The organism is Saccharopolyspora sp. NPDC000359, from assembly GCF_040300525.1.
Lineage (GTDB): Bacteria > Actinomycetota > Actinomycetes > Mycobacteriales > Pseudonocardiaceae > Saccharopolyspora.
This window is the reverse complement of sequence record NZ_JBEPDU010000002.1, coordinates 135,952-161,652: the sequence shown is the minus strand read 5'-3', so window position 1 is coordinate 161,652 and position 25,701 is coordinate 135,952. Positions and strand designations below refer to the sequence as shown.

The 25,701-nt window shown below is 72.0% G+C and carries 8 protein-coding genes (1 of these 8 only partly in view); all 8 read left to right on the top strand.

All coding sequences use genetic code 11. The features are described 5' to 3' along the window. The gene (eccB, locus tag ABT324_RS02615; protein ID WP_351170428.1) at positions 1-1,440 is read left to right on the top strand and encodes a type VII secretion protein EccB; all 1,440 of its coding nucleotides are present in this window, start codon (positions 1-3) and stop codon (positions 1,438-1,440) included. Between the two features lie 109 nt (positions 1,441-1,549). Further along, positions 1,550-1,897, top strand: coding sequence for a WXG100 family type VII secretion target (locus ABT324_RS02610; RefSeq protein ID WP_351170425.1), 348 nt, complete (start codon positions 1,550-1,552; stop codon positions 1,895-1,897). Positions 1,898-1,945: 48 nt separating this feature from the next. Beyond that, positions 1,946-2,239: a WXG100 family type VII secretion target gene (locus ABT324_RS02605; RefSeq protein WP_351170423.1), complete on the top strand. Its 294-nt coding sequence runs from the start codon at positions 1,946-1,948 to the stop codon at positions 2,237-2,239. A 6-nt stretch (positions 2,240-2,245) separates the two neighbouring features. Further along, positions 2,246-2,599, top strand: a complete 354-nt coding sequence (locus tag ABT324_RS02600; protein WP_351170420.1) for a hypothetical protein — start codon at positions 2,246-2,248, stop codon at positions 2,597-2,599. Positions 2,600-2,664: 65 nt separating this feature from the next. Then, positions 2,665-4,410: a WXG100 family type VII secretion target gene (locus tag ABT324_RS02595; protein WP_351170418.1), complete on the top strand. Its 1,746-nt coding sequence runs from the start codon at positions 2,665-2,667 to the stop codon at positions 4,408-4,410. After that, the gene (locus ABT324_RS02590; protein ID WP_351170416.1) at positions 4,410-4,877 is read left to right on the top strand and encodes a YbaB/EbfC family nucleoid-associated protein; all 468 of its coding nucleotides are present in this window, start codon (positions 4,410-4,412) and stop codon (positions 4,875-4,877) included. Before ABT324_RS02595 ends, ABT324_RS02590 begins: the two co-directional genes overlap by 1 nt. A gap of 19 nt (positions 4,878-4,896) precedes the next feature. Further along, entirely contained in the window at positions 4,897-5,238 is a 342-nt protein-coding gene (locus tag ABT324_RS02585; protein WP_351170414.1) for a hypothetical protein, read from the top strand. 53 nt (positions 5,239-5,291) lie between these two features. After that, on the top strand, positions 5,292-25,701 hold the 5' portion of the coding sequence (locus tag ABT324_RS02580; protein ID WP_351170412.1) for a scabin-related ADP-ribosyltransferase. The gene runs 15,434 nt beyond the window's last position; 20,410 of the gene's 35,844 nt are visible here — the first part of the coding sequence; its start codon is at positions 5,292-5,294; its stop codon lies off the right edge, out of view.

The window sequence follows — 25,701 nt, the reverse complement described above, 5'->3', positions numbered from 1 at the left end:
ATGCGATCCCGACGTGATCAGGTGCAGGCTTACTTCTTCGTCGTGGGCAGGCTGATGTCCGCACTGATGCGGGGCCGTCCGGACGAACCGGCGACTCCCGCCCGGCGGTTCGTGGCGAACGCGGTCGTCGGATGTCTCGTCGCGGCCCTGGTGGTCGTCGTGTTCGGCGTCATCGGGGTCGTCTCGCCCGGCGCGAACCGGTCGTGGCAGGAGCCGGGCGCGGTCATCGTCGAGAAGGAGACCGGGGCGAAGTACGTATACCTCGCGGACAAACTGCGCCCGGTGTTGAACTTCGCGTCCGCGCGACTGCTCGTCAACAGTGCACAGGGGACTGTCGTGTCGGTGTCCGCGAAGTCCTTGCAGGATGCGCCGCGCGGGCTGCCGCTGGGCATCCCCGACGCCCCCGACTCGCTGCCGGGCGCCGACGCGCTGAGCAGCGCGCCGTGGTACGTGTGCGCCGACACCATGCACGACGAGTCGAACACGCCGTGGCCGGTGACCGACGTGCAAGTCCGAGACCTCGGCGGGACGCCGATCGACGAGGACCACGGTCTGCTGGTGTCCACACCGGACTCGGTGACCTACCTGGTGTGGCACGGGTCGCGGTTCCGCATCCAGTCGCGGGCGGTGCTCGACGCGCTCGGCTACGACGCGGTGCGGCCGTTGCCGGTGGCGCCGTCGTGGGTGCAGGCGCTGCCCAGCGGCCCCGACCTGGCCGCGCCGGACGTCCAGGGACTGGGCGGGACCGGGCCCGCCGTGAAGGGGGTGCCCGGGCGCATCGGCCAGGTCTACGAGGTGCAGAACAGCGTGGTCGGCGCCGACCGCTACTACCTGCTGCTCTCCGACGGGCTGGCCCCGTTGACCCGCACCCGCGCGGCCCTACTGCTGTCGGACCCCGATCTCGCCGCCGCGTACCCCGGCGGCAGGCCGGCGGCGCTGCCCGTCGACGGCGGCGCGGTGGCGTCGCTGCCGCGCTCGACGCAGCTCCGGGCCGCGCCGGACCTGCCCGACGATCCACCGGAGATCACGCCGGTCGACCGCGACGCCCGGCAGGTGCCGTGCGCCCGGTTCCGGGTGGGCTCCGGTGACGACGTCCCGACCGAGTTGGTCATGGTCTCCCGCGACCAGGCCCGCGTCTCCGGAGTCGTGCGGTCGACCGAACTGCGGGGCGCGCTGGCGTACCGGGTGGGCGTGCCGTCGTCGACCGGTGTCCTGGCCCGCGAACTGGCTGCTCCAAGAGCACCCGGCGGAGCCCAGTACGTCATCACCGACCAGGGCGTGAAATACCCGCTGTCCTCCGACGAGGTGGCCGGAGTGCTCGGCTACGCCGGTGTTCCCGCTGTTCCGGTGCCCGCCGAATTGCTGGCCCTGCTGCCCACCGGTCCGGCCTTGGACCCCTCTGCTGCGGCGCAGGAGCATCCGGGCGGCCCGGCCTCATGAAGCAAACCCCTGCGGGACGCCCGGGTGGGCGCCGCACCCGCACCGATCCAGCCCCGGAACTGGTGTGCTGAACACGCGCGATCGAAGAACCGACACGGGAGGTCTGCGAATGCCCAACCAGACGAAACTGACGCCGGAGCAGCTCAACAGCATCTCCAAGCAGCACGACGAGGTCGCCGAGGGCGTGAAGGGGGAGCGGAACCGGCTCACCTCGGAGATCACCACGCTGGCGGGGGGCAACCGGGGCGACATGATCCGTGAGCTCCAGCAGGTCCACGTCGACTGGGACGCGCGCTGCCAGCAGGTCGAGACCAGGCTCCGCGAGATGGCCGCGACGATCCGGGAGTCCGCGTCCCAGTACCAGGCCAGCGACCAGGAGATCGCCAGCCAGGTTCGCCGGGCGGGAGGCGGCTCCACTCCCGGGATGTCCGGCTTCCTCCACGGCTCGAGCCAGTAGTCGCGGCGATCGGCCGCACCACCGCACGCAACGAGAGGACGAGCACGCATGGCCGACGAGATCCAGTACCAGTACGCGATCCTGCAGTCCGGTGTGGACGAGATGCGCAACGTCACCAATCGGCTCCAGCAGGGCATCGAGCAGATGGCGAACCAGACGAAGACGCTGCTGTCCGGATGGGAGGCGGAGGCGGCGAACGCCTACAACGAGAACGCCAACCAGATCCACCAGGCCTTCGAGGGCATGAACCAGATCCTGACGGATCTGACGCGGGCGGTGGACACCGGTGCGAACGACTTCAAAGCCAAGGACGGCCAGCTGGCCGCGCAGTTCAACAAGTGATCGGTGATGGCGGACATCGCAACGATGCGCATCGACGTCGTCGAGATGGGCAAGGTCGCGGCGGCGGTCGCCGGGATCGCCGACGAGTGCGCCCAGTGCGCCGAACTCGGCGCGGCGGTCACGGCCGCCGGTGACCTCCCCGAGGGCCGGTGGTTGCAGGATCTCCTCGCCGAGCGGCGGGACGGCTTCGTCGCGCACTGCCAGCGGCTCGAGAGGACCTTCCGTGAGCTGTCGGTGCGCCTGAGCAGCTTCGCCTCGGACCTGCAGCACACCGACCAGCACAACGGCGCCGCCGTCGCGGCACTGCGGCGGGAGCTGGTCGGCGGGATCGCGGCCACCGCCCGCACCGCCGAGGCGTGAGGGAGTCCTGGCCCGTCACAGGGCGCGGATACGAGTACAGGCAATGGACGGAAGGTGGGGTCAACATGACGTCCTCTGCGACCGGCCAGGATTCCCGTTCACCTGGTGGGGACGGCGGGCCGGCCGATGTGGACGGCGCGGTTCAGGCGCTGGCACACGCTGATCCGCAGTCCTTCTATGACGCCGCGCAGCGGTTCGACCGCACCGCCGCACGGCTGCGCACCGTGTCCGCGGACTTCCGCGGCAGGCTCAGGCACCTGGAACAGGCCTGGCAGGGCGAGGGTTTCGAGGCGTTCTCGGGCGCGGCCGAGGAGCTGCTGCGCCGCATCGGCCACAGCGTGGACGCGCTCGCCGAACCCAGCTACGCGAACCTGCTCACCGAGCTGGGCGACGCGGTCGCAGAAGCCAAGCGCGACGTCGACGACCTCCGTGCCCAGCGGGACGCGGCGAGCACGGCACCCGGCGTTGGCCCGCAGGCGGCCCAGGCAGAGCAGGACGCCCGGGCGCAAGAGGTGCTGCGACGGCTCGGCAGCACCTACAGCAGCGTCGGCGGCAGGTTCCGCGCACCGCCGGAAAACCAGACCCTGCACAACGGCGATCGGAAAACGGCGCAGACTGGCCGCGCGGCGGACGCCGCCGAGCCGACCGGCGGTGCCGCGGGCGGATCGGCGCTGACGGTCAGCACCGCCGCTGACGGCGCTGGGGCCGCCGACGGCGCGCGCCAAGACGACGGCCGAGGCCCCGTCGCCACTGGTGCGGAGGGTCAGCAGCACGCCGAGCAACAAGACCAGTCGTCCGTGGGCATCGAGATGCCATCGGACGGCGCCGAAGCAGCGGGCTCGATCTGGAGCTCGGTGCTGCCTGCCGGAGCATTGCCCGCCGCAGCGGTGATCGGTCGGGAGAAGCGCAAGCGGGACGAGAAGAAGCGTCGCCAGGACGAGGAGCAGAACGCTTTCGAGGAGAACGCGCACGGTTCCGAGGATTCCCGGGAAGAGGACGAGACTGGGAAGTACGGATCCGAGGGCTCCCAGGCGGACGGAGACTCCGGGAAGTACGGCTCGGAGGAGCCCGGCGACGAGCGCGGTTCCGACGAGTCCGGCAAGTCGCACCAGGCAACGTCGTCCGAGCGACACGGCGACACGGACGACTACGACGGTGCCAGCGGCGAGGACGGGGACTCCGGAGACGACTCCAAGCACCCCCACGACCACCGAGGAAAGACCGGACACGGGCACCGCGATCAGGACGACGTGGTCCGCACCTTCAGCGAAGAGTCCGCGGAGGACGAGAATCCGATGCGGAGCCTGAGCACCGCGCAGCACTACGCTGCCACCGAGACCGGGGCCGAGCGGATCCCCGACACCGCTCCGGCCCCGCCCCCCGCCACGCCCCCGTCGGCACCGTCCGCACCTGCTGCCGCGGCTGGATCCCCCACCGCCGCGGCGGTGGGCGGCGGTGCTTCCGCGCTGCGCCTCCACCTGGGCGCGCCGGTGTCGGCGGGCGGCGTGGCACCTCCGCCGCCGACTGGCGTCCGCAGTGACGCCAGCGCACTGTCAGTCCCCTCGGAACCGTCTACGGCCTCGACCGCACACCCGGCCACAGCGTCCGGTCAGGTGGCGGGGACCGCGTCGCACAGCGGGGTTCCGCCGATGAATCCCCGCACGATGGGCGGCCAGCCCGAACAGCAGGAGACCGGCCACCAAGAGCGAGACCGCAACGTCGCCCAGCGTGAGGACCCGGAGACCTGGGAGGCCGGTGTCGGATTGACCGGAGTACTCGGACGCGAGGTCCGAAGGGAGGACAAGTCCTGATGAGTTCCGACGCGGCACGGCCGCCGTTCGATTTGGGGCCGGCGCTGGAGGCGCTGGAGCAGCAGCAGGCCAGGCTGGCCGATCTCCAACGGCAGATCGCTGAGACCACGATCCGGGTCGAGTCGTCCGACCGCGCGGTGGCCATGGAGTTCGACGGACAGGGCGAGCCCCGTTCGATCCGGTTTCTCAACGAGTCCTACCGCACCACGGCGCCCGCTGAGCTCGCCGACGTCCTGCTGCGCACGTTGCAGGACGGGCGGGCGCAGGGCGCGCGGAAGATGCAGGAACTCATGCCGACCGATGCGCTGGGCGACATCGACATCGCCGGGATGATGACCGGCGCCGCCGACCTGTCCGACACGCTCGGCCAGATCATGCGCCCGGCGCTGGAGAACTCGCTGGCGGCGCGCGGCGACCGCCGCACCGACGAGGCCGACGACGGCTGGGACCGCAGCAGAACCGATTGAAACACGGGAGGACACCGCCATGCCCGACGAAACCTACCTCAACGCTCCCGGCGTCAAGGACGACGCAGGCAAACTTGCCGACGCCGTGCACAAGTTCGAGAACGCCCTGCGAGATCTGCGCACCAAACTGGGCAACGAGCAGGGCTGCTGGGGCGACGACGAGATCGGCAAGACCTTCGAGGAGAGCTACTCGCCCAAGTCGGCGTCCGAACTGGACGGCCTCGCCAGGATTGGGCAGAACCTCGGGCAGGTGGCCGAACAAGTGCTGCCGCAATCCGTGGACGCGCTCCAGAAGCAGGACGAGATCAACGCCGAGAACGTGCGGGCCGCCGCGGCTCAACCCGAGCAGCCTGGCCGGTAGCTAGCCAAGCATCTCCGACGTCCGCCTTTCGCTGAACTCCGAGGAACGCGGTTATGCCCAGTGATCTTCCCCCGCAGTTGCAGGATGCCCTCAAAGTCGTCGGCGGTCAGTCCTGGCCGGAGGGGGACCAGGACGGGCTCAACCGGATCGCCGACCACTGGGAGGGGATGGTCCGGGCGATCGAGGAGCTGGAGACCGCGGTGCGGGACTCGGCGAACGGCGTCTCGCAGCACATGCGGGGCCAGCTCGCCGACGCCTACCGCGGCTATGCCGAAGGTTCGGTCATCGACGGCCTGGCGCAGCTTAAGCAGACCGCCCAGGAGCTGTCGGACCAGGCGCGCAACGCCGCGGCCGACATCCAGAAGGCCAAGATCAGCATCGGCATCCAGCTCGGCCTCGTCGCCGCGTCGCTCTTGGCCACCGCCATCCCGATCGTCGGCGGAGCCATCACCGCCGGTGTCGTAGCGACGGCCCGCGTGGCGATCGGGGCGATCATCCGGGGCGTCGTGGCCAACATCGCCAAGAACGTCGCGGTCAACGTCGCCGTTGGTGAGGTGCTCGGCACCGGCACCGATGTCGTGGTCCAGGGCATCCAGCAGGCGACGGGGCAGCGCAAGGGGTGGGACACCCAGAGCATTGCCGCGGCCGCGGTCAGCAGCGCCTTCGGCGGTGTCGGTGGCGGCCTCGTGCAGAGCGGGACGGATGCGCTCGGCCGCGCGGCGATGCGGGGCACGCTCGGCAAGGCGGCGCAGGAGGCGTTGGGCACCCGCGCCGGGCAGGCGGCCGGGGCGACGGTCGGCGCGGCGGCCCAGGGCGCCGCCGGGTACGGCGCCGCCGCCGCGAGCGACGCGGCGCTGGGCGAGGACAGCCTGAACAACTACGCGTTCTCCTCAGCGATGGCGGGCGGTTTCAGCCGTCTCGGCGGGGGCAAACCCACCTCCCACGCACCGGCGTCCGCTGCCGACGCTGCCGACGCCGCGCGCGGCACCGACGTCTCCGCGGACGGCGCGGCCGTGCAGAGCACCGCCCCGGTGACGCAGTCGGCCGGACCCGTGGACACCGAGGTCCAGACGGAGTCCGACCGGGCGCGGGACTCCGAGTCCCCGGTGGCGACGTCGTCTTCGGTCGAGACGGCGCAGCAGGGACAGGAGGCAGCTTCGGCCACGTCCGGGGAAGGCGAAACGACCTCGTCGGAGCAGATGGAGCAGACCGTCCCGGCGACTCACCAGGGCACGACTCCATCGGAGGCCAGCGAACCGTCGACGGCGCAGCACGTCGGCGCCGGGGATGCGGAGGCAGTCACCCGGGATACGAGCGGCGTGCAGGACACCGCGACTCCGGTGGCCACGTCGTCGGGACAGACCGAACCGGTGGCCCACCAGGGTACGGTTCCGGGACGCGCTCCGGGCGAGCAGCCATCCGCCGTGGAGACTTCGCCGCAGCAGCAGACCGAATCGCACGACGCGGACGTGTCCACACAGGACTTGTCCAGCAGCGACCAGATTCGGCCCGGCGCGGACCATCCGGTCACGGGACACGAGCACGCGCAGGGGCACCAGATGCGGAGCCCAGCAGCGCTCGGGAACGAATCCGAGTCCGGTACCGGCAGCGCATCCACGCAGGACAGTTCTGCTTCGACGACGCATTCCAGCACCCCGATCCGGCACTCCACCGATGGCGGCGAGCCGACCGAGCACCAGGAGTCCGTGCACGACCCGCACACCACGCGTGGACCCGCGGTCGAGCAGTCGCACGTTTCGGGTCAGGATTCTGGGACTGGGCAGTCGCATGTCACTGGTCGGAGTTCTGAGACCGACCAGCCGCGCGTCACTGCTCAGGGATCCACGACCGAGCACGCACCGAGTTCGTCCGCCACCCAGGAGCACGCGGGTGCGGGCACCATCCCGGCACCGCACACCACCGCTGCATCGGCACCCGTCGCCCATGAAGGGAACCCGACGTCTGAACACGCCCAGCAGGGCAGCAGCACCGTCGCCCCTCCGCCGGTGATGCAGCCGCAACCGCCGTCATCGGTGGTGACCCGCGAGCCGGGCGCCGTGCAGGCAGGCCACGCCGAGAGCCCGCGCGGCACCGGCTTCGACCGGCAGCCGCGCACCACCTCGCCGACGGTGCCTACGACCTCGTCGTCGGAAAACGCATCCACAGTGCCCACCACCTCCGGAACACCGCGCGAGGCGACCACCGACCGGAGCACGCCGGACGTGGCGACCTCGAGCGGCACTCCCGCAGCGAACCCGGTCAGGTCCACCACTGGCAGCAGCGCGCCCCAGCAGGCCACATCGTCGAGCGGTTCCCCCACCGCCGACGCAACCCCGCCGACCGAACGCACGGCTTCGCCCCGGTCCACTCCGACTCCGCCGCAACAGCCCCCGGCGGCCGTCGTGCGCGACCGCCCGGCGCACGTCGCGATCGACATGACTCCGGCGGATCCCGGCGCTGCCGCGCCGGAGCCCCCGTCAGCCCCGCGCACCCTACGGATGCGTGAGCTGCTGTCGCTGAACCTGGCCGCGGCCGTGCGCGTCGACGGCGGCGGCCTGCGGATCGACCTCGACGGCGCCCTCCAGGAACTCGGCGTCTCCCCGCAAGCGCGGGAGGTGTTCCAGGCGGCGTTCTCCAACGCCGAGCTGCAGAAGAACTTCCCCTCGCTCACTGGAGAAGGCGTCATCTCGTCCCTCGGGCACGGTGCCGACGGCGTTGAGGTCACCGTGCGCGCCCGGCCCGTCGGCGAGGCGCATTCGATCGGCGGGGCGGCCCCCGGTCATCGCGGCGGCGCGGTGCTCGACGGCGACAACGACATCGAGGCCGCCTCCGGCGAGTACGGCACGACCTCCGACAGCATCGCGTCGGGAGTGCGCCGGGAGAAGGGCGTCGGCCTCACCGGCATGTTCGGCACCGGGCTACACAACCCGATGTCCGTGGTGGAGGCCAACACCGCCATCAACGCCAGCACCACCCCGAGCTGGTCGTCCCGGACAGACACCGGGGTTCAGCACTCCTCGTCGGTGGTTCCGGAAGGCGACCTGCACACCACCAGGCACGACCTGTGGTACGAGATCACCGCGACCCGCAGCGGCGAGGCACCCCTGGTGCGCGCCGGGACCGCGACCTCCGAGGTGGAGCTGTCCGTCGCCGACTCGGTGCGGGAGGCGGCCCCGGCAGCGGAACCCGCGGTCGAGGGCCCGGTCCCGCACTCGGAGAAGGTTCTGTTCGCTCACCTCAGCGGGCAGCCCGAGCTGTTCACCCGGGTCGTCGAGGCGCTTCCGCAGAACTCCGCGCTGCGAAGCGAACTCGCGGAGATAGGCACGGCAGCCCGCACCGCGCTGCGCGACATGGTGAGCGGCAATGGTCTGTCGATCCGGTCGAAGGACCTGTTCGCCGGACGGGCGGTCTCGACGACACTGGAGTACCAGCACCACGGTCGGACTCGCACGGCCACCGTCCAGGTGGAGGCCACTCCGCGATCACCACGGCCGCTGCACGGCGTGGCCGATACCGCGGTCGTCCACAGCACCGGCGCCAGGACCGAGCACACGGCATCCGAGACCGCCAAGCAGGCCACCGACGTCCGCTCGGGCGGCGGCGTCGCGATGGCCTTTCCCAACGCGGAGGGCAGCTTCTCGCTCGGTGCCCGCGGGGACGTTTCCGTGCAGGGCAAGATCGGTGGTGGCGGCAGCGACCAGCACACCGCGAAGAACACCAGGGCGACGCTGGCGGCGACGGAGCACACCAGCACCGGGCCGGTGCGCGGGTTCAGCACCGGGATGGACTACCGGGTCCGCGTGACCCTCGACACCGGCGAGTCCTTCGACGTCCCGCCGCAACGCGCGGAATCGGCCGGGACCGCGTGGATGATCGGCGAGGACGCCGAGAACAGCGGGTGGGTCGGACAGGTTCCGGGCCACGCCGCGGCGGAGCTTCCTGCGCAGGCCGATCAGCGAGGACCGACGCCGAACCCGTTGGCCACCATCTCGCCGTTGAGCGTGTTCGGAGCGGGGCGCATCCGCTTCGGCGGAGTCGACCGGGTTGCTCGCGCCCTGACCCGGATCCTCGGCGGCACCGCTCTGCCGGGCGACGGGGAGACCACCCATCAACGCCCGCTGGTCAGCCGGAACGCGGAGCGGGTGAACGCGCTCGTCACCCCCGAGTCGTTCGCCGCGCACGCCACCGAACTAGCCGGGGACGGCTGGGCTTTCGTGCTGGAACGGGAAACCCACGTCGGGACGTCGCGGTCGACCGAGCACGTGTGGGTGCGCCTGCGCGCCACCCCGGGGCAGTACGAGTCCGGACCGGTCCCGGTGCGCGGCGAACTCAAGAGCGAGCTCACGGCGGCGACCGGGGACGAGCACACCACGACCGCCCGGGGGAACTGGTTGGGAAGCGGCGGGTTCGGCGGGGCGGTGCCGACCGGTCGGGACGGTGTCCGCACCGTCCAGGTCTCCGGCACGTACACGAAGAAGTTCGGCGACTCAGAGCATACCTCGACGATCACGGCTGGGTACGAGAGCACCGCGTCGTGGAAGGCCGCGAACCTGCACGAGTACAGCCAGCAAGTGCACTACGAGATCGACGTGTTCGGCCCGAACGGCCGCATCGACCACCTCGCCGACGACGACCGCGTCACCGTCCAGGTCGCGGCCGGGACCCGCCCGCCCGGTGGCACGCCTGCCGAGAACCCGCAACCCGGCCGCTTCCGACAGGTGTTCGGGGGCGAACCTGCGCGGCCGGAGGGCTGGCGCCCAGCGTCGCTGCCCGACGACTACGCGGTGCACAGCCTGGACCTCCCGCGCGGCCTGACCCAGCAGGTGTTGCGCGAGGTCAAGGCGTTCGACGGGCTCGGAGACGAGGCCGCCGCCGACGACCCGCTGCAGCACCTCGGAGATGACAGCGTGCTCGCCACCAACCGGGTGCACGGATTCACCTCGGCTCCTGAGGTCGCGGCCAACCTCGACCGCGCGGTGACCGGTACCTATCGAGTCCAGGTCGAGCGCTACCGGCAGGGCGAGCTGCTCACCGGGTACAGCGACAGCCTCGGCGAGGCAGCCCTGCGGACCACGTTGAGCAACCCGAAGGTCCTCGACCGCGCCGAGCGGATCGAACTGTCCTTCACCGCGAAGAACACCGGTGGCACCAGCCACGGCACGACCGCGAAGCACACCGGCGAGAGCACCCTGGACGTCCGCTCCAACATGCGGATGAACGCCTCCGGCACCGCCGTGCCGCAAGGCGTAAACACGCGCACCGAGCAGACCGGCGCTGGGACGTCGGTCGGCCACCAGCACGAGAGCTCGCGCGTCCGCACCTACACCGGACCCGCCTACCTCGTCTCCTACGACGCCAGCATCGTCCTCAGTGGACGCAACACCGAGCACATCGCCGCCGTCGTCGGCGACGTGTACAGCAGCTCGGCATGGACGCACTCGCAGGTCGACAAGAGCGACGCGGTGCGCGTGTGGGTCCCGGCCGACCAGATCCACCGGGTCGGCGGTCCGCAGGACGTCACGTGGCACATCGACCAGCCGGCCGCGGACCTGGCTCCGGTGTTCGAAGGGGGCCGCTTCGAAGCGCCCCCCTACGCCGCGTTCGGCGACGGCTGGATCAGCGTGCGCCCCGAGGTCACCCGGAACCTCGTCGGGCGCATCGAGGAAGCGCTCGCCGCACTCGGCCCGGACCAGATCCCCGAGCCCGCCCGGCAGAGCTTCGTCCAGTCGCTGTACCGGAAGGTGGCCGACGCCGCATCCTCCCTGCGCGACTTGCTGGTGGATCCCAGCGTCGGGCGCGTGGATTCCGCGGTGCATGCCCGGTTCTTCCCCGCGCTGGCCCCCAAGGGCCTGGACGCGTTGTACTCCGACATCGTCGGCGGCGGCATCCGCACGACGTACCACTACGCGGGTCCGTTGGGGCGCACGGATATCACCCTCACGTTGCGCGGCACTCAAGGGCAGGGCACGCCGGTGGGCCGCTCGGACCGGTGGGAGCTGGGCGAGCAGTCCAAGACCGCGCGAGAGGAGGTCCAACGCGACGACACCGCCAGGACCGAGACCGGGCAGTTGCACGGGGCGTTCTCCGCTCAGCCCAACGCGCAGGTCCAGCGCAACCCCGGGCCCGCAGGCGTCGGGGAGGGCAGTGCGACGAGGAAGGACACCGCGGAACGCACGAGGACCGCGGGAACTGAGCACGGCGGCGACCACGGTGGCGCCACCGTGACGTTCTCCCACGACCTGAACCTCACCCTCACCATCGAGAAGACCGCAGGGTGGGGCAGGCTTCCGCAAACCCTGTCGCTGGGCCTGCTCGACCGGTACTTCCCGTCGACGACCGCCGAGCTCGTCGACCGGGTGGACCTCGGAACCATCACCGACGCCGTCCGGCAGTCCGTGCCCGAGCACGACGCGCTACCCCTCTCCGAAACGCAACCGCCGGTGCCGCAACAGGCCACCGGCGGATGGGACACCCCGACGCACCGGCTGCCCGCGTCGAGTCGGGTGTCCGTTCGCACCGACCGGGTGCGGGCCGAGATCGACGCGGTGCTCGACGGCGGTCCGCGCGGGGAAGAGGGCCCCGCGACCCCGTCACTGCCGCCGGGGGCGACGGCGACCCGGCACCGGGTCTCGGCGATGACCACGCGGAACGCGCTGTCGTCGGCGTTCCGGGAAGCCACCAGCGAGGACGGCTACCGCATCAACGGCCTCGGTTCGGACGGCTATCTCGACGCGGGCCTGCTCAACCACTCACCGATCAACTCGGTGACCGTGCACGCGCGGATGCACAACCCGCGCGTCGTCCGCGTCGGGGCCGACGGTGGTTCCTTCGAAACCAAGCACACCACCGGCGACAAGCTCCGGACCGAACGCGAGACAACCCTGGCGGGCGGCCTGTCCAGCCGGTTCGCGTTCGTCGGGGAGTTGTGGAACACCAACCCGGCCGCGAACACCCCCGGCGAGATGGGACGCCTGACCGTCGAAGCCATGATCAAGGGCCCGGCGGCGGAGCAGAAGGTCACCGACACCCACGAGGTCGGTGGCACGCTCACCGAGGACATGCACACCTGGGTCGGCCCGGTCTACCTGGTGCAGAGCGATGTCAGCTGGACCATCACCCCCGAGTACCGGGGCAGCAACGTGCCCGCGAACTGGACGAACCCGCGCGCGGTGCACGAGCCGGGCGGCGCGGTGCTGCGCACCGATGCGGCCGGCCTGCGCGAGCTGGGGCTGGAACCGCCGGCGGAGCCGGGCACGCCCGAGGAGGACCACGGCGAAGGCACGTCGCAGCAGGCGTCCGAACGCCGCAGCGGTGAGTGGGACCCGCTGGGGGTCGTGCGGCTGGACCAGCGGGAACCGTCTGCTGCGGCGTCCGCGCATTCCGCTCCGGACGGCGAGAGCACCGCGGAGCTCGGGGACCGGAGCGGCCCGCCGGCCGAACACCACAACGAGTCCACTTCGGACTCCGCTGACGATGCCCCGTCGCGGCAACCGGAACTGGTCGACGCGCCGTCGTACGGCGCCGCCTCCGACGCCCGGGCCTCGCGGTGGCAGCAGGCTCAACGGGAGCTGCACCGGGACTACGATGCCCGATTCGCCGAGTCCGAACGCGAAGCCGCTCGGCGGGCCGAGACCGACGCGCGGTTCGACGCGGAGTTCGAGGCGTGGTCGAGGGAGAACCCGGATCTGCCGGACGACGTGCTGGGCCGGATCCGCGAGAACGAGCGCCAGCGGGTGCACGAGGGGGAGGACACCGGCTTCGCCGGGCTGCACGACTCCTTCGGAGTGGAGGCCGTGCGCCAGGCGGCCGTCGCGCGAGCCCTGCGCCGCTTCGAGAGCGCGTTCACCACGTGGCGGCACCAGGTGACCGGGGCTTCCGGAGTGCCGTTCGAGTTCGACCTGTCGCCGGAGTCGGCGGCGCGGCTCCGCGAGCACGCGCGCGCCCGGTTCGAGGAGCAGGCGCAGGAACGGGTGCGCCGTCTGTTCCACCGCCCGGAGGACGCGCGGGAACAGGCCCTGGCGGCCGAGGCCGAGCTGAACGACATGACGCGGCAGCTGTTCCAGGATCTCGACCTGCGCGCGGGCTACGAGACTGCGCGCTCGCACGCCGAGCGCGAGTTCGCGCGGCTGGCCGATTCCTGGCGCGACGATGAACAGGCGCGCCAGGGGCTGCCCGAGGAGCTGCTGGTGGGCGCGGAGCCGCTGTCGGCGGCCAGCCTGCGCCAGCTGCGGCGCGAATACCACGCCGCCCTGGACGACCGGTTCGGCGAGGTCTTCGGTTCCACCGAATCGGCGCGGCACCTGCCGACCGAGGCGCATGACGCACTGGAGACCTGGAACCGCGCGTTCGAGGAGGAAACGGCCCGGCTGGCACGCGGATTCGCGGTGCAGGCCGCGCGCGAGGCGGCGGTGCGCCGCGCCCTCGACGCGGCGGACGCCGCGGCCGGCGCGTGGCGCGACGCCGAGACCAGGTTCGGGGCCGAGTTCACCGAGACCTTCGGCACCGCCCTGCGCGAGCCCGACGCCGCGGCCCGCGCCCGCCTGGGAGTGGGATTGGCCCACCGCGTCGACGCGGAGTTCCGCCGTGCCTTCGGAGCGGACTCCGCTGTGGACGAATCGGACCGGGTTGCCGGCTGGGAGCGCGCCACCGCGGAACTGCTCGACGGTCAACGGCTGCAGGCCGAAGTCGTCCTCGCGCAGGCGAGGTCCGTCGCGGTCGCGGACGTGCACCGGCAGCTGACCGAGGCCCTCGCGGACTGGAGTGGTGGCCGGCGCGACCGGCAGCTGTCCGGTGAGGAGGTCGACCGGGTCCGCCGCGGGCTGCGGACCCGGATCGGCGAGGCGGCCGACCGGGTCTTCGGCGAGCCCGGCACGATCGCCGAGCGGATGGCGGCCTGGCGGCGCGAGCGGCACGGCCTGCTGCGCGGGCTCGACGCCCACTTCGCGTTCGAGGCGGAGGCCGCGCCCGCGCTGTCGCGGGCCGGTGACCAATTCGCCGTGCTCAGCACCGGCAGGGCGCTGGACCGCACCGAACTCGACCGGTTGGCCGAGCAGTACCGCACCGACTGGTTCGCCCGCTACCACGAGCTGTGGGGCCCGGACGACCTCCGGACCGGGGACTGGTTGGACCACGAAGCGGCCCACGGCAACGCGTTCCGCACGACCTCGCTGGAAGCCGACGACCCGCGCGTGCTGGCGGCGCGGTCCGACCAGCCGACCGGCGAAGACGCGACCACGCCGGTCGGGCACCGCATCGGTGAGCGCCTGCTCGTCGAGGGCGCGGTCGTCGAGGAACGGCTGACCCTCTTCGACGAGTTCGACGAGGCCGGCGTCCTCGTGCTGGAGCACCGCGACGGCCGCACCACAGCGCGTCTGGGCCACGACGTCGACGAACCGGGCGAGCTGGTCGAGTTGGACTACGCGACCGGCGGCGACGGCGCCGACCGGTGGTTCCGGCTGACGGATCCCGACACCGGTGACTACCACGACTTCGACGCGGCCACCCACCGGGCGGTGCGCCAGTGCTTCGGTATGACCAGCTCCGAATCGGACGAGCCGTGGGGCCGGGTGTGGCGTGACATGCGCACCAATGATGTCCTGTTCACCGACGGCCTCGGACGGATTCACCGGGGACGCGGGCAGGTCGACGACGACGGTCTGGTGACGGTGACGCTGCCGGCGTTGGACGGATACTTCGTGGTCGACCCGGGAAGCGGCGTCGTCAAGGACCGCACGGACGAGGATCGCCCGACGACGTCCACCGCCGTGCACCTCGCCCCGTCGTCGCAGCAGAGCGCTCCGCGGTGGTCGTTCGACCGGGACGTCGACTACGCGCCCGCCGAGAGCTGGTCGGTGGAGTGGGCCGCGACCGACGACGGGAAGCTGGTGCAGCTCAGCGCGGACGGCCGGTGGTGGCGAGTCGTCGACCGCAACGACGAGGTGAGCATCGTGCAGGCGGTCGACGGGCCCGCCAAACTGGTCGGCTGGCTGGTGCGCGAGGTGAAGGCCCCGGGACGTGGAGGCAACCCGCCCGTCGTCGCACCGCGCTACGACTGGTACCGCGTCGACCTCGCCTCCCGGCAGACCCCGGCCGGCGTCTGGGTGGGCCGGTCGGACGTCGGCGGCCTCCATCCCGTGGAAGAGCACCAGCCGAGCGCGAATCCCGGCTTCCACCCGCTGCACGCCGCCGTCGAGCGGCCCGACCCCGACGTGCTCACCCCGGCGCCGCTGTGGCGAACCGACTCCGAGCTGTTGCACCGGCTCGACGACCGACCGGTGGAGGAGATCTTCGAAACCGGGTTCCGCCCCCGCAACCCGGACAACCGCTGGCCGATCCCGGACTTCCCGGACAACGTGGTCGACCTGGTGACCTTCACTCACCACACCACCGGAATCCCGGCCACGTACGTGAGCACCACGCGCACGCCGAACTGGTCGGAGCCCGGCGACTTCCGCTACGACATCGACGCGCCCGGCGGCATCGACGTCAACGCCACTCTCGGGCCGGCGGTGCACCACCCGCACGAGCGCGAGATCGCCTTCCCCGGCGGTATCCGCCGCGAGCACATCATGGGCGCGGTTGATCCGGATGAACCGGACTGGTACCTGGTCAACGAGCACTACGCCCCGCATGCAGCGGTGACGGGCCGGACGCGGTTCGACAAGGGCAAGTGGCGCGAAGGGGACTTCCCGGAGGCATACCGGCGCTCGCGGGAGATCGCCCGCGAGGAACAGCTGGGGCACGTCGGGTACGCCCCGGAAGGCTGGGAGGCCCACGAGCGGAATCTCAACGCCATCGCCGACCACTTCGAGCGCTACGGCGAGGAGGCCGCACGGCGGTTCGCGCGGGAGCTGCGTGATTCCCAACGGTTGTACGAGGGTTGGCAGACGCATCCGCGTCGTTTCGGGGGTGCGCCGGGGGACGCGGCGTTCCCGTCGGAAGGCGGGCCGGGTGAGTCCTCGGGTTCGGCTGCTGCCCATGCGTGGGGCTCGGACGACTATGTGCGGTACGACTCCACCGGTGCGGTGGTGGAGCAGGGGATGACTCTGCTCGACGTTGCGCGGCAGCCGTTGGGGTTCGCGGTCGTGGACCGGGTCTCACGGGAGGCAGTCCTGCGCGCCCCGGACGGTTCCGCCGCGGTGTGGCGTTGGGAGCCGGTGTCGGACGCCGAGTTCCGCTTGGTGGATCCGGTCACGGGCGATTTCTTCGGGTTCGACGCTTCGTCGCGGGAGTTCATCGGGCAACGATCGGGGATCGTGCTGGGTGACGGGTCCGGGCGGCGTGTGGGTTGGTTGGAACAGGACTTCCGCACTGGGCAGGCGGTGTTCGCCGATGTGACCGGAGCGGTGCACCGGGGGGCGTGGGCCGAGGACGAGTCGGCTCTCGTGGTGCAGTCCCCGGTGGGGCGGTTGGTGCTGGGGCCGGTCACGCAGCAGGTGTTGCACGATCCCGATGCGGTGTTGTCCGGGCGGTCGTCGGGTGTGCCGGCGATGTTGGTGGACCACGGAGTGCGTTGGGCGCAACCAGTCGCGCTGCTCGGCGAGTTGGTGCAGTTCAGCGAGGACGACAGGTGGGTGCGACAGGTCGCGGCCGACGGGTCGGTGCGGGTGTCGGATGCCGCCACCGGTCAGCCGCTCGTCGAGGATGCCGGTGGTCATCGGGCTGCCGCCGGCCAGGTCGGCGAGGTTGTGCCGGGTGTCGAGGGTGACTCGTTCGCCGCTGCCGTCCCGGGGGAGCCCGGTCCTGTTGGCGGCGGTCAGCAGGGTGCTGGTTCGAGCGGGGCCGAGGGACAGAGAGTCCCCCGACCGGGGTCGGTGGAGCGTCGGGAGCTGGCGGCGCGGTTGAGGACCGGTTACGAGCGGGAAGGCCTTTCCGTCCGGGAGTTGGCGGCTAGGGAGCAGATCTCCTACGGCGTGGCCCATGGGTTGTTGCGCGAGGCCGAGGCTCGCATGAGGCCGGCACGGGCTCGTCCCTTGTCCGTGCCCGGGCCTGGTTCGGTGGAGCGTCGGGAGTTGGCAGCGTGGTTGAGGACCGGTTACGAGCGGGAGGGCCTTTCCACTATCGATTTGGCGGCTAGGGAGCAGATCTCCTACGAAACGGTCCGCAGGCTGTTGCGGGAGGCCGGGACTCGTATGAGGCCGACAGCGCGTCTTTCCTCGTCTGTGCCTGGGGCTGGTTCGGTGGAGCGTCGGGAGTTGGCGGCGCGGTTGAGGACCGGTTACGAGCACGAGGGCCTCACCATCGAGGAGTTGGCGGCTAAGGAGCAGATCTGCCACGAAACGGTCCGTAGGCTGTTGCGGGAGGCCGGGACTCGTATGAGGCCGGCAGGGGTCCGTTCCTCGTCTGTGCCTGGGGCTGGTTCGGTGGAGCGTCGGGAGTTGGCGGCGCGGTTGAGGACCGGTTACGAGCACGAGGGCCTTTCCATCATCGATTTGGAGGTTAGGGAGCAGATCTCCCAAACAACGGTCCGCAGGCTGTTGCGCGAGACCGGGACTCAGCTCAGGTCGAGGGGAAGGCCGGGGGGAGGGTCTTCCGGGCGGGGGCTGTCGGTGCGATCGGATGTGCAGGGTCCGTCGGGGGCGGCCGGAGAGCCGTCCTCGTCCGCCGGAAGTGGTCCGACGCGGTGGGAGAAGGATAAGTGGCCTGCTGACCAGGTTCCGTCGGCGATCGAGCGTGCCCGCCAGATCGCTCGTGAGATGAATCTGCACTACGTCGGTATCGGTTCCGGCGAGGCTGGTGCGGCTCGTGATGCCCACGAGCGGAATCTCAGCGCCATCGCTGATCGATTCGAGCGTGAGGGTGAGGAGGCCGCACGGCGGCTGGCCCGCGAGTTGCGGGAAACGGATCTGTACCGGGGTTCGGGGACACGTCCGCGTGGCTTCGGTGGTGCGCCCGGGGGCCATGCCGGTTGGTCGGGTCCGGGTGGTGGTGCGGATGTGGAGATGTCAGCCGAGGAGCCGGTGGCGCGGAAGCCTCTTCCCGCGCGTGGTTCTGCGGAGCGTGGGGCTTTGGCGGAGCGGTTGCGGGAGGCTTACGAGGAGGAGGGTCTCTCCACCCGGGCGTTGGCGGCCAGGGAAGAGCGCTACCAGCTCAGCCAGAAGGCGGTCTACGACCTGCTGCAGGAGGCCGGGACTCAGTTCAGAACGGCAAGAACACCTTCTTCCGGCCGGGGGCCGTCCGGGGTATCGGATGTGCGGGGGCAGCAGGAGTCGGCGGCTGTTGGGATGGGTTCTGCGGAACCCGGTCCGGTCGGTCAGGGCGAGGATCGCTCTGTCCAGCCGCACGAGTCGGCCGGTGAGCCGTCCTCGTCCACCGGGGGTGGTCGGACACGCGGCACGGGCAACCACGGCCTGGACGCCCCCGCGACGTGGTACCTGGGACCGGACCTGGCGGACTGGGAGCGATACCTGGAGGCTCAGGCCGGTGGGTACCGGCCGGCACCCGGGACGGACGCGCCCGCGACCCGCATGCGGGCCTGGTGGGCTTACGAGGAGGCGTTGCACCAGGAGAACATGGCGCAGTACGCAGCCGGACGGCCGGGTTCGTCGGCCGGCGCCGCGCACACGCAGCAGGAGTGGCGCCGGGCCCAGGACGCGGTGGCCGCTGCGGAGCGGGGTCTGCGGGAGTGGGGCAACGATCCCCACGCGGCGCTGCGCGAGTGGGTGTCGCGGGTCGACGACTACCGCCGGGTGCACGGTCCCGGGGTGGGCGGTGCGCCGGACCAGCCGCCGGCGGGACCGCGTGCCTGGCTGGAGGAGACCACGGCGGTCCCCGGCACCGACGAGACGATCACGACCACGTTGCGCGGTCCCCGCGAGGGCGAGTACGTGCGCCGCGACGCCGAGTGGACCGTGGTGGAGCGACGGGTCAACCTGGTCGAGGGCGACGAGCTGATCGGGCACGTGGTCGTCGATCTCCGGGGCGACGAGCCCACCGCCCGGCTGTTCGTGGACGGCAGCGACCAAGGGATGGAGGTCGAGTTCTCCGAGACCGGCGGAGGCCGCCGCTTCCGGGTCACCGACCCCGACACCGGCTGGTTCCAGGAATACGACGGCGCGGACCGTCACCTCGCCTACCAGACGTTCGCGCTGCACGACGGGGACACGCCGTACGGGACCGTGGGGCACGACGTGCGGACGGGTCGGTTCATGTTCACCGACGGACTCGGACGCGTGCACCTGGGAACAGCCTGGCTCCACGAGGCCCGGATCCGCGTGGAAACCCCGGATGGGACCTTCTGGATCGACAAGGAGACCTGCGAGGCGGTCGACCAGCAGGTGTCCTCCAACGTGCACCTGGCTCCCGCGCGCGAGGTGCCCGCACCGGAGGAGTCCTCGGACCCCGACATCGCCTACGCGCCGGTCGAGCGTTGGCGCGCACCCGAGGTGGCCGAGGACGGGCGGATCCGGCAGCTCAGCGCGGACGGCCACTGGTGGCGGTACCTGGACCAGGAGACCGGCGATGTCGAGATCGTCCAGGTCGTGCCGGAGGGCGAACAGCCCCGGCTGGTCGGGAAGCTGGAGCGCAGAGTCGACGACGACGGCGAAGTCGAGGCGCGCTACAGGTGGTACCGGGCCGATCTCGCCTCCGACCGCTCCTCGGATGGCGAGTACCTGGGCTGGACGTCTCCGGGCGCCGTCCACCCGGTGGAGGCACACCCGCCGACCTCGCGCCCCGGCTTCGACCCGCTGCAGGCGGCCGTGAACCGTCCGCGCCCGGAGGAGATCACCCCGTCGCCGTTGTGGCGGGCCGACTCGGACCTGCTGCACCGGTTCGACGACCGGCCGGAGAGCACGATCTTCGAGGAGGGGTTCGCTCCGCTGGATCCGGAGAACCGGTGGGCGGTGGCGCGCGGGCGGACCACGGACGTCGACCTCGGCTCCTTCCACTACCTGAACACCGAGTCGATGTACGTGGCCACGACGAGGTCCGAAGGGTGGCAGGCGTACGGCCAGCGGCGGTACGACGTCGACGCTCCGGGCGGGGTGGACCTGAACCCGACGCTCGGTCCGGCTGCCTGGGCCGGGGCGGTGCACGAACGCGAGGTGTCGTTCCCGGGTGGAGTCCGGCGCGAGTACGTCATGGGCGTCGAGTCCCCCGACCTCCCGGACTGGTACCTGATCAACGAGCACTACGACCCGTTGGGAGTGTCCGACCGCGTCGACGACCTGACCCGGCGGGCCCAGGACCTGGGCCTGCACGACCCGGCCGACCCGCGTTCGAGGACGGGGATCGAAGCCTGGGAGCGCTACCTGCGCGCCCGCAGCGAGTTCAGCAGGCTGCTGGCCGATCCCGGGATCCGGCGGGCGTTGCACAACCCGGGAGAGTCGAGCACGGGAACCGGCCACCGCAGGCAGGCCCAGGCGCGGTTGGATGAAGCTCAGGAGGCGTTGCGGCAGGCCGAGGAGAACCTGCGTTCCCTCGGCCACGACCCGGACACCCTGTTCGCCGAGTACAGCGCGCGGGAAGCCGAGCAGCGCGCCCCGCGGCAGGCAGCGGGCCACCCCGGCGGCGGGAGCGTCCCTGACGCGGGCGAGGACAGCAGGTTCGAGGTCAGCTACGACCAGGTGAGAGACCTGTGGCGGTACACCACGCTGCACGGGCGGCAGCGGGGCGAGGTCGCACTGGTGGACGCCGACGGTCGTGTCGTGCGGCAGCAAATGAACCTGTTCACGCCCGAGGGAGCGCCGCTCGGGCAGGTGCACCTCGACGACCGCACGGAGACCAGCGGCCGCGCCGAACACCACCGCCTGAACGGGGAAGTCGTGCCGCTGCGGTGGGAGCTCGTGTCGCAGACCGAGTTCCGGCTCGTGGACCCGGAAACCGGTGACTTCCAGCGGTTCGACGCGCCGACCCGCACGCTCGTCGAACAGGGCTCGGACGATCCAGGGGCGGAGTTGCCGCGCCGGTTCGGCGTGGACCGCGAACACCTGGAGATCTTCGCGGGAGACGCGGACCTGGCCCGCGCGGTGGAGGTCGCGGCGCGCCGCGACCGGACGCGCGCCGACGCGGACCTGTGGGAGGAGGCGGTGCGCGAGCGGCTCGCACCGTTCTCCCTGACACCCGCGGACCTGCCGTGGTTCACCGGAGCCGTCCGCGACCTGGGACCCCGCGCGCTGTCGGACTTCTCGCGCTGGCTGGCGGACCAGGGGCTCGATCCGCGCCAGCTGCGCGACCTCGGACCCGAGGCCGGGCGGGACGCCGTGCTGCGGTGGCACCTGCGCGCCAGCCCCGAGGAGTTCCGGCGCCTGGCGGCCGTGGACCCCGACGCGGCCGAGCACCTGGTGGCACTGGCCAGGAGGCTCGGGCTGGACGAAGTGGACGAACGACTCCTCGTCGGCCACTTCCTCGCCGTCGGACCGCACGTCGTGCGCGAGGAGGCCCTGCGGTCGGCCGCCGAGCGCGCCGGCGTGCCGGAACGCGACTTGTTCCGGGTGGCGGTGCGGCTACACGTCGACCCCGCGGTGCTGCCGGCCGCGCGCAGCGTGCTGCGCGACGCGGTCGACGGGCGCACGCCGCCCTCCGCCACCGCCGGCCGGGTGGTCGGCCGGCTCGCGCGAGTGGACCTGGGCCCGGAGGCGCTGGGAACGCTCGACGAGCACTGGTTCGACGCGCTCGACCCGGGGCTGCGCGAAACCCTGGAAACGGCGGAAGCCTCGGTCACCGACATCGGTGCGTTCGCCGCCGCGCGCGTGCAGCCGCGCGACCTTGCCGCGGACCCGGACCTTACCGCCCGAGTGCGGCACCAGCTCCGGTCCGGGTGGACCGACCCGGCCCGCATCGTGCTGGGCATCGACGCCGAGCACGAGCCCGTCACCGCACGTCCGTGGTTCGACGCCGACGGTCTGCTGGACCTGGCCCGCCGGATCGGGGCGACGCTCGCCTCGCAGGAGATGACCGAACTCGTCGACTACTGCGTCCACCTCGACCGGATACCGCGCGAGATCCCCGCACTCGCCGACGAGTGGGACATCCCCGCGTCCCACCTCTACGAGTGCGCGCGCACGCTCGGCGTGCAGCCCGGCACCGTGCGGGAACTCGCGCCGCTGCTGGGGGACGGCTACGACCAGGTGGCTGACGCCCTCGACGCGCTGGGGGTCACCCTTGACGAGGTCGGCGGCGAGTTCGTCGCCCGGATGCACCACCACTCCATCGCACCGGCGCAGTGGGAGGACTTCCTCCAGTTCCTGGGGAGCCGGGGGCACTTCGACAGCGACGGGGACGCGGTGCTCGTCGATCTCCACCGCTTCGACGACGTCGAGCTGGCCGAGTTGGCGGGGCAGTGGCGGGAGGCCTCGCGCGGCTGGGCCGAAGCCTGGTCGGACACCGACTTCCGCGCGGACGTGGCGCGAGACCTCGGAATCCGTCCGCACCACCTCGACGTGCTGGACGGGCAGGAGTGGGGCGAGGCAGTCCGGTCGCGGGTGGACGGGGAACCGGCCCCGGCCGTGGCGGCGAACGCGCTGGCCGACGTGCTGGCCGAGCACGGCATGGAACCGGCGCAGCTGAGCTGGTTCCACGGCATCGTGTCGAACGTCTCCCCGGATGATCTGGCGCGGTTCCGCGACTACCTCGACGGTTTCGGCGTGTCGCACCCGAACGAACTCGGGGCGAACCATGGGCGCGACGCGGTGAGCCGGTGGCGGCTGGACGTCGGACCGGAGGACGAGTTCCCGGCGGGCGCGGGGCCGGCCGTGCTCGCGCACTTCGCCGACCGCATGGGACTCGACCCCGCAGCCGCGTTGGACTTCGTGCAGGAAGTGCAGCGATTCGGGGAATTTCCGCCCGCGGTCCGGGACATGTCCGAGGCGTGGCAGGTCGCTCCCGGCGTGGTCTTCCGGACCGCGGACCGGCTGGGGGTCGAACCGCAGGATCTGCGGGTCCCCCTGTCCTGGCTCGGCCAGTCGGCCTCGCCCACCCCGGAACGCGTCGCCGCGCACGCGGTGCGGACCTGGACGGACCAGCTCGGGTTCGAGCCCGGGGACCTGGAGTGGTTCGGTGCCCGGCACCACGTCGGACCGGGCGAGCTGGCGAGCCTGCGGCGGTTCGCCGAGCAGCGCGGCACCTCCGTCGCAGACCTGCGCCGTGAGCCGCGGCGCGCCCACGACGCGGTGACTGAGTGGGCTGCCGACCTCGCGGAGCGGACCGACGAGCTGGGCCCGGAGCGGATCCGGCAGTGGGAGGACGAACTCGGCGGCCCCGACTGGTTCGCCGCCGGACGCGATCCGGCCCGGCTGGAGTCGATCCTCGCGCGGACCGGGCAGCTGCGGGGGCAGGACTACGCCGCGGCGCGCACCGACCTGGTCGGCCTGGCCCGGACGGTGCGCCGCGTCCCAGACGAGATCCCGCTGGTGGCCGCCGGGATCGGGGTGCGGCCGTCGACGCTGCTGCGCGCGGCTTCGACGCTCGGCGCGGAACCGGTCCACCTGGCCGCGCTGTTCCCCCGGGAACTGCTTGCGTTGCAGAACCCCCGCTCCGGGGTGCAGCACTGGGTGGAGACCATGCGCTCCCGGCTGCGGGTCCTGGGACTGGACCGTCCGGCGGCCTGGGCCGACTACGCCGAACTCGTCCGCGACCTGCCCACCGGAATGGCCAGCCACACCCGGTTCCGGAGTTTCCTCAACGTCGTCGGTCTCGAACCGCGCGATCTCGTCACCGCACCGGACCGGCTGCGGGAGCGAGCGCTGCGAACGTACCGCGCCTTCGACGAGCTGCCGTCGTACGAGGCCCGGACCCGCCTGCGCGAGTGGCGACGGGCCCTCGACCGCGCCAGGAATGGGCGCATCGACGAGCTGCCGGACCCGTGGGGAGATCTCTTCCACCGTGCGCTCAACGATGCGCAGCAGGACGCGGCTGACCACCTCGGCAACGAGCACGACGCGAGGTACCTGCCGCTGCTGACGATGTCCGGGATGACCGGAAGGCTCGCCTCGGACAGTTGGCGCATCTCCGCCGAGCAACCGGCCGGGACGGAATCTATGGAGGTGACGGTCGGGGAGCCGGCACCACCGCCCGCCTACGCCGAGACCGACCCGGTGTGGGACAACGGGCCGGTCCCGGACTACGCACCGGACACCCGTCCGCCCTACGACGCGCTGGCGGAGCTGCGGGACATGCTCACCGAGGAGGTGGACGCGTGCGTACTGGACCTCCCGCCCGACGAGGTGGAGACCGCGCTGCCCGGTGTGATGCGGGCCGCGACCGAACTGGGCGTGAACGAGCTGCGGCTGCGCCCGTTCCTGCGCGCGTTCCTGGGCATCCGGGAGTCCGAGGCGACATCTGGAGCCGACGAGACCCGGCTGCTCGTGCGCAGCCTCGAAGGCGCCGCCGCCCTGCTGGGCGCGCATTCCGACGCCGAGCGGGAGTGGTTGTTCGGCTTCGTCGGTGATCCGCTGGTGACCGGGACCGGTGCTGCGCGCCTCGATCCGCTCCAGGTCTTCGGCGCGCTCGCCGCGGCGCAAGACCGGTTCGGCGTCACCCTCGCCGAACTCCGCGAGATGGACGGCGCGGAACGCCTCGCGCGGTGGGACGACATGGTGGCCACGCTTGAGCACGAGGGCGACGACTTCAGGAACGGCAACGCGACCCCGGACGCGCCCGAGGGCTTCCGGGACGCCCTGGAGTGGTGGGTGAACCTGTCGGTGTTCGGGCCCGACGGCGGTGACCTCGACGCCTTCGGCGAAGGCGGTGTCGCGGCACTGGCCCGGTTGGGCACCGAACTCGGCATGGGGCCGCGGCCGGCCCAGCTCGCCGAGTTCGCCGAGGAACTGGGACGCCTGCCCGGGGAACTCCCCGCTCTCCTCCGGGAAGCCGGCTTGCCCGAGAGCGAAGGCGCGTTCCTGATCCGGGCCGTCCAGGTGCTCGACCTGAACGAGCCGCGGCACGCGCTGGTGTTCGCCACCGACCTGCGGCAGCGCGTCGAAGCGGACACCGGGCTGTCGGCATGGCTGGACGGGCTGGCCGACCGGTTGGCGGTCGCCGGGCTACCCCTGCACGGCGGGCAGCTGCGCGTCGGCGACGTCGCTGAGCAGGCGTACCGCACGGGTGTGCGCGCCGAGGAGTTCGCCGACCTCGCGTCGTTCCTGGACCGCACCGGATCGGGTCCGCTGCCGAAGTGGGCGGCGCAGGACGCGGACTCCGCGCGAGCGGCCGTCGAGCACTGGCGGGCGGACCGCCTGGGCATCACGCCGACCCGGTTCGCGCGGCTGGCCCAGGCGCCCGGTTTCGATCCCACGGCCGTGGCGGCGGCGGCCGACCAACTCGGTCTCGGCGGCGAACGAGCACTCCTGGCCGAGCACAGCGCCCAGACGGGCGCCCCGCCGAGTGCGCTCGCCGAGGCGGGCAGCCAGGGCGGCGACCCGCGCACCGCGCTGCGGAACTGGGCCGCCGACCGGCTCGGGGTGCCCCCGCGGCGCTACGCCGCGCTGCGCGAGGCGGTCGACGTCGGTCACCTCGTCGGTGTGG

What these genes read in the sequence shown, in the direction of transcription:
- eccB (WP_351170428.1), top strand. Translation starts at nt 1, where the DNA reads ATGCGATCCCGACGTGATCAGGTGCAGGCTTACTTCTTCGTCGTGGGC.
- ABT324_RS02610 (WP_351170425.1), top strand. Translation starts at nt 1,550, where the DNA reads ATGCCCAACCAGACGAAACTGACGCCGGAGCAGCTCAACAGCATCTCC.
- ABT324_RS02605 (WP_351170423.1), top strand. Translation starts at nt 1,946, where the DNA reads ATGGCCGACGAGATCCAGTACCAGTACGCGATCCTGCAGTCCGGTGTG.
- ABT324_RS02600 (WP_351170420.1), top strand. Translation starts at nt 2,246, where the DNA reads ATGGCGGACATCGCAACGATGCGCATCGACGTCGTCGAGATGGGCAAG.
- ABT324_RS02595 (WP_351170418.1), top strand. Translation starts at nt 2,665, where the DNA reads ATGACGTCCTCTGCGACCGGCCAGGATTCCCGTTCACCTGGTGGGGAC.
- ABT324_RS02590 (WP_351170416.1), top strand. Translation starts at nt 4,410, where the DNA reads ATGAGTTCCGACGCGGCACGGCCGCCGTTCGATTTGGGGCCGGCGCTG.
- ABT324_RS02585 (WP_351170414.1), top strand. Translation starts at nt 4,897, where the DNA reads ATGCCCGACGAAACCTACCTCAACGCTCCCGGCGTCAAGGACGACGCA.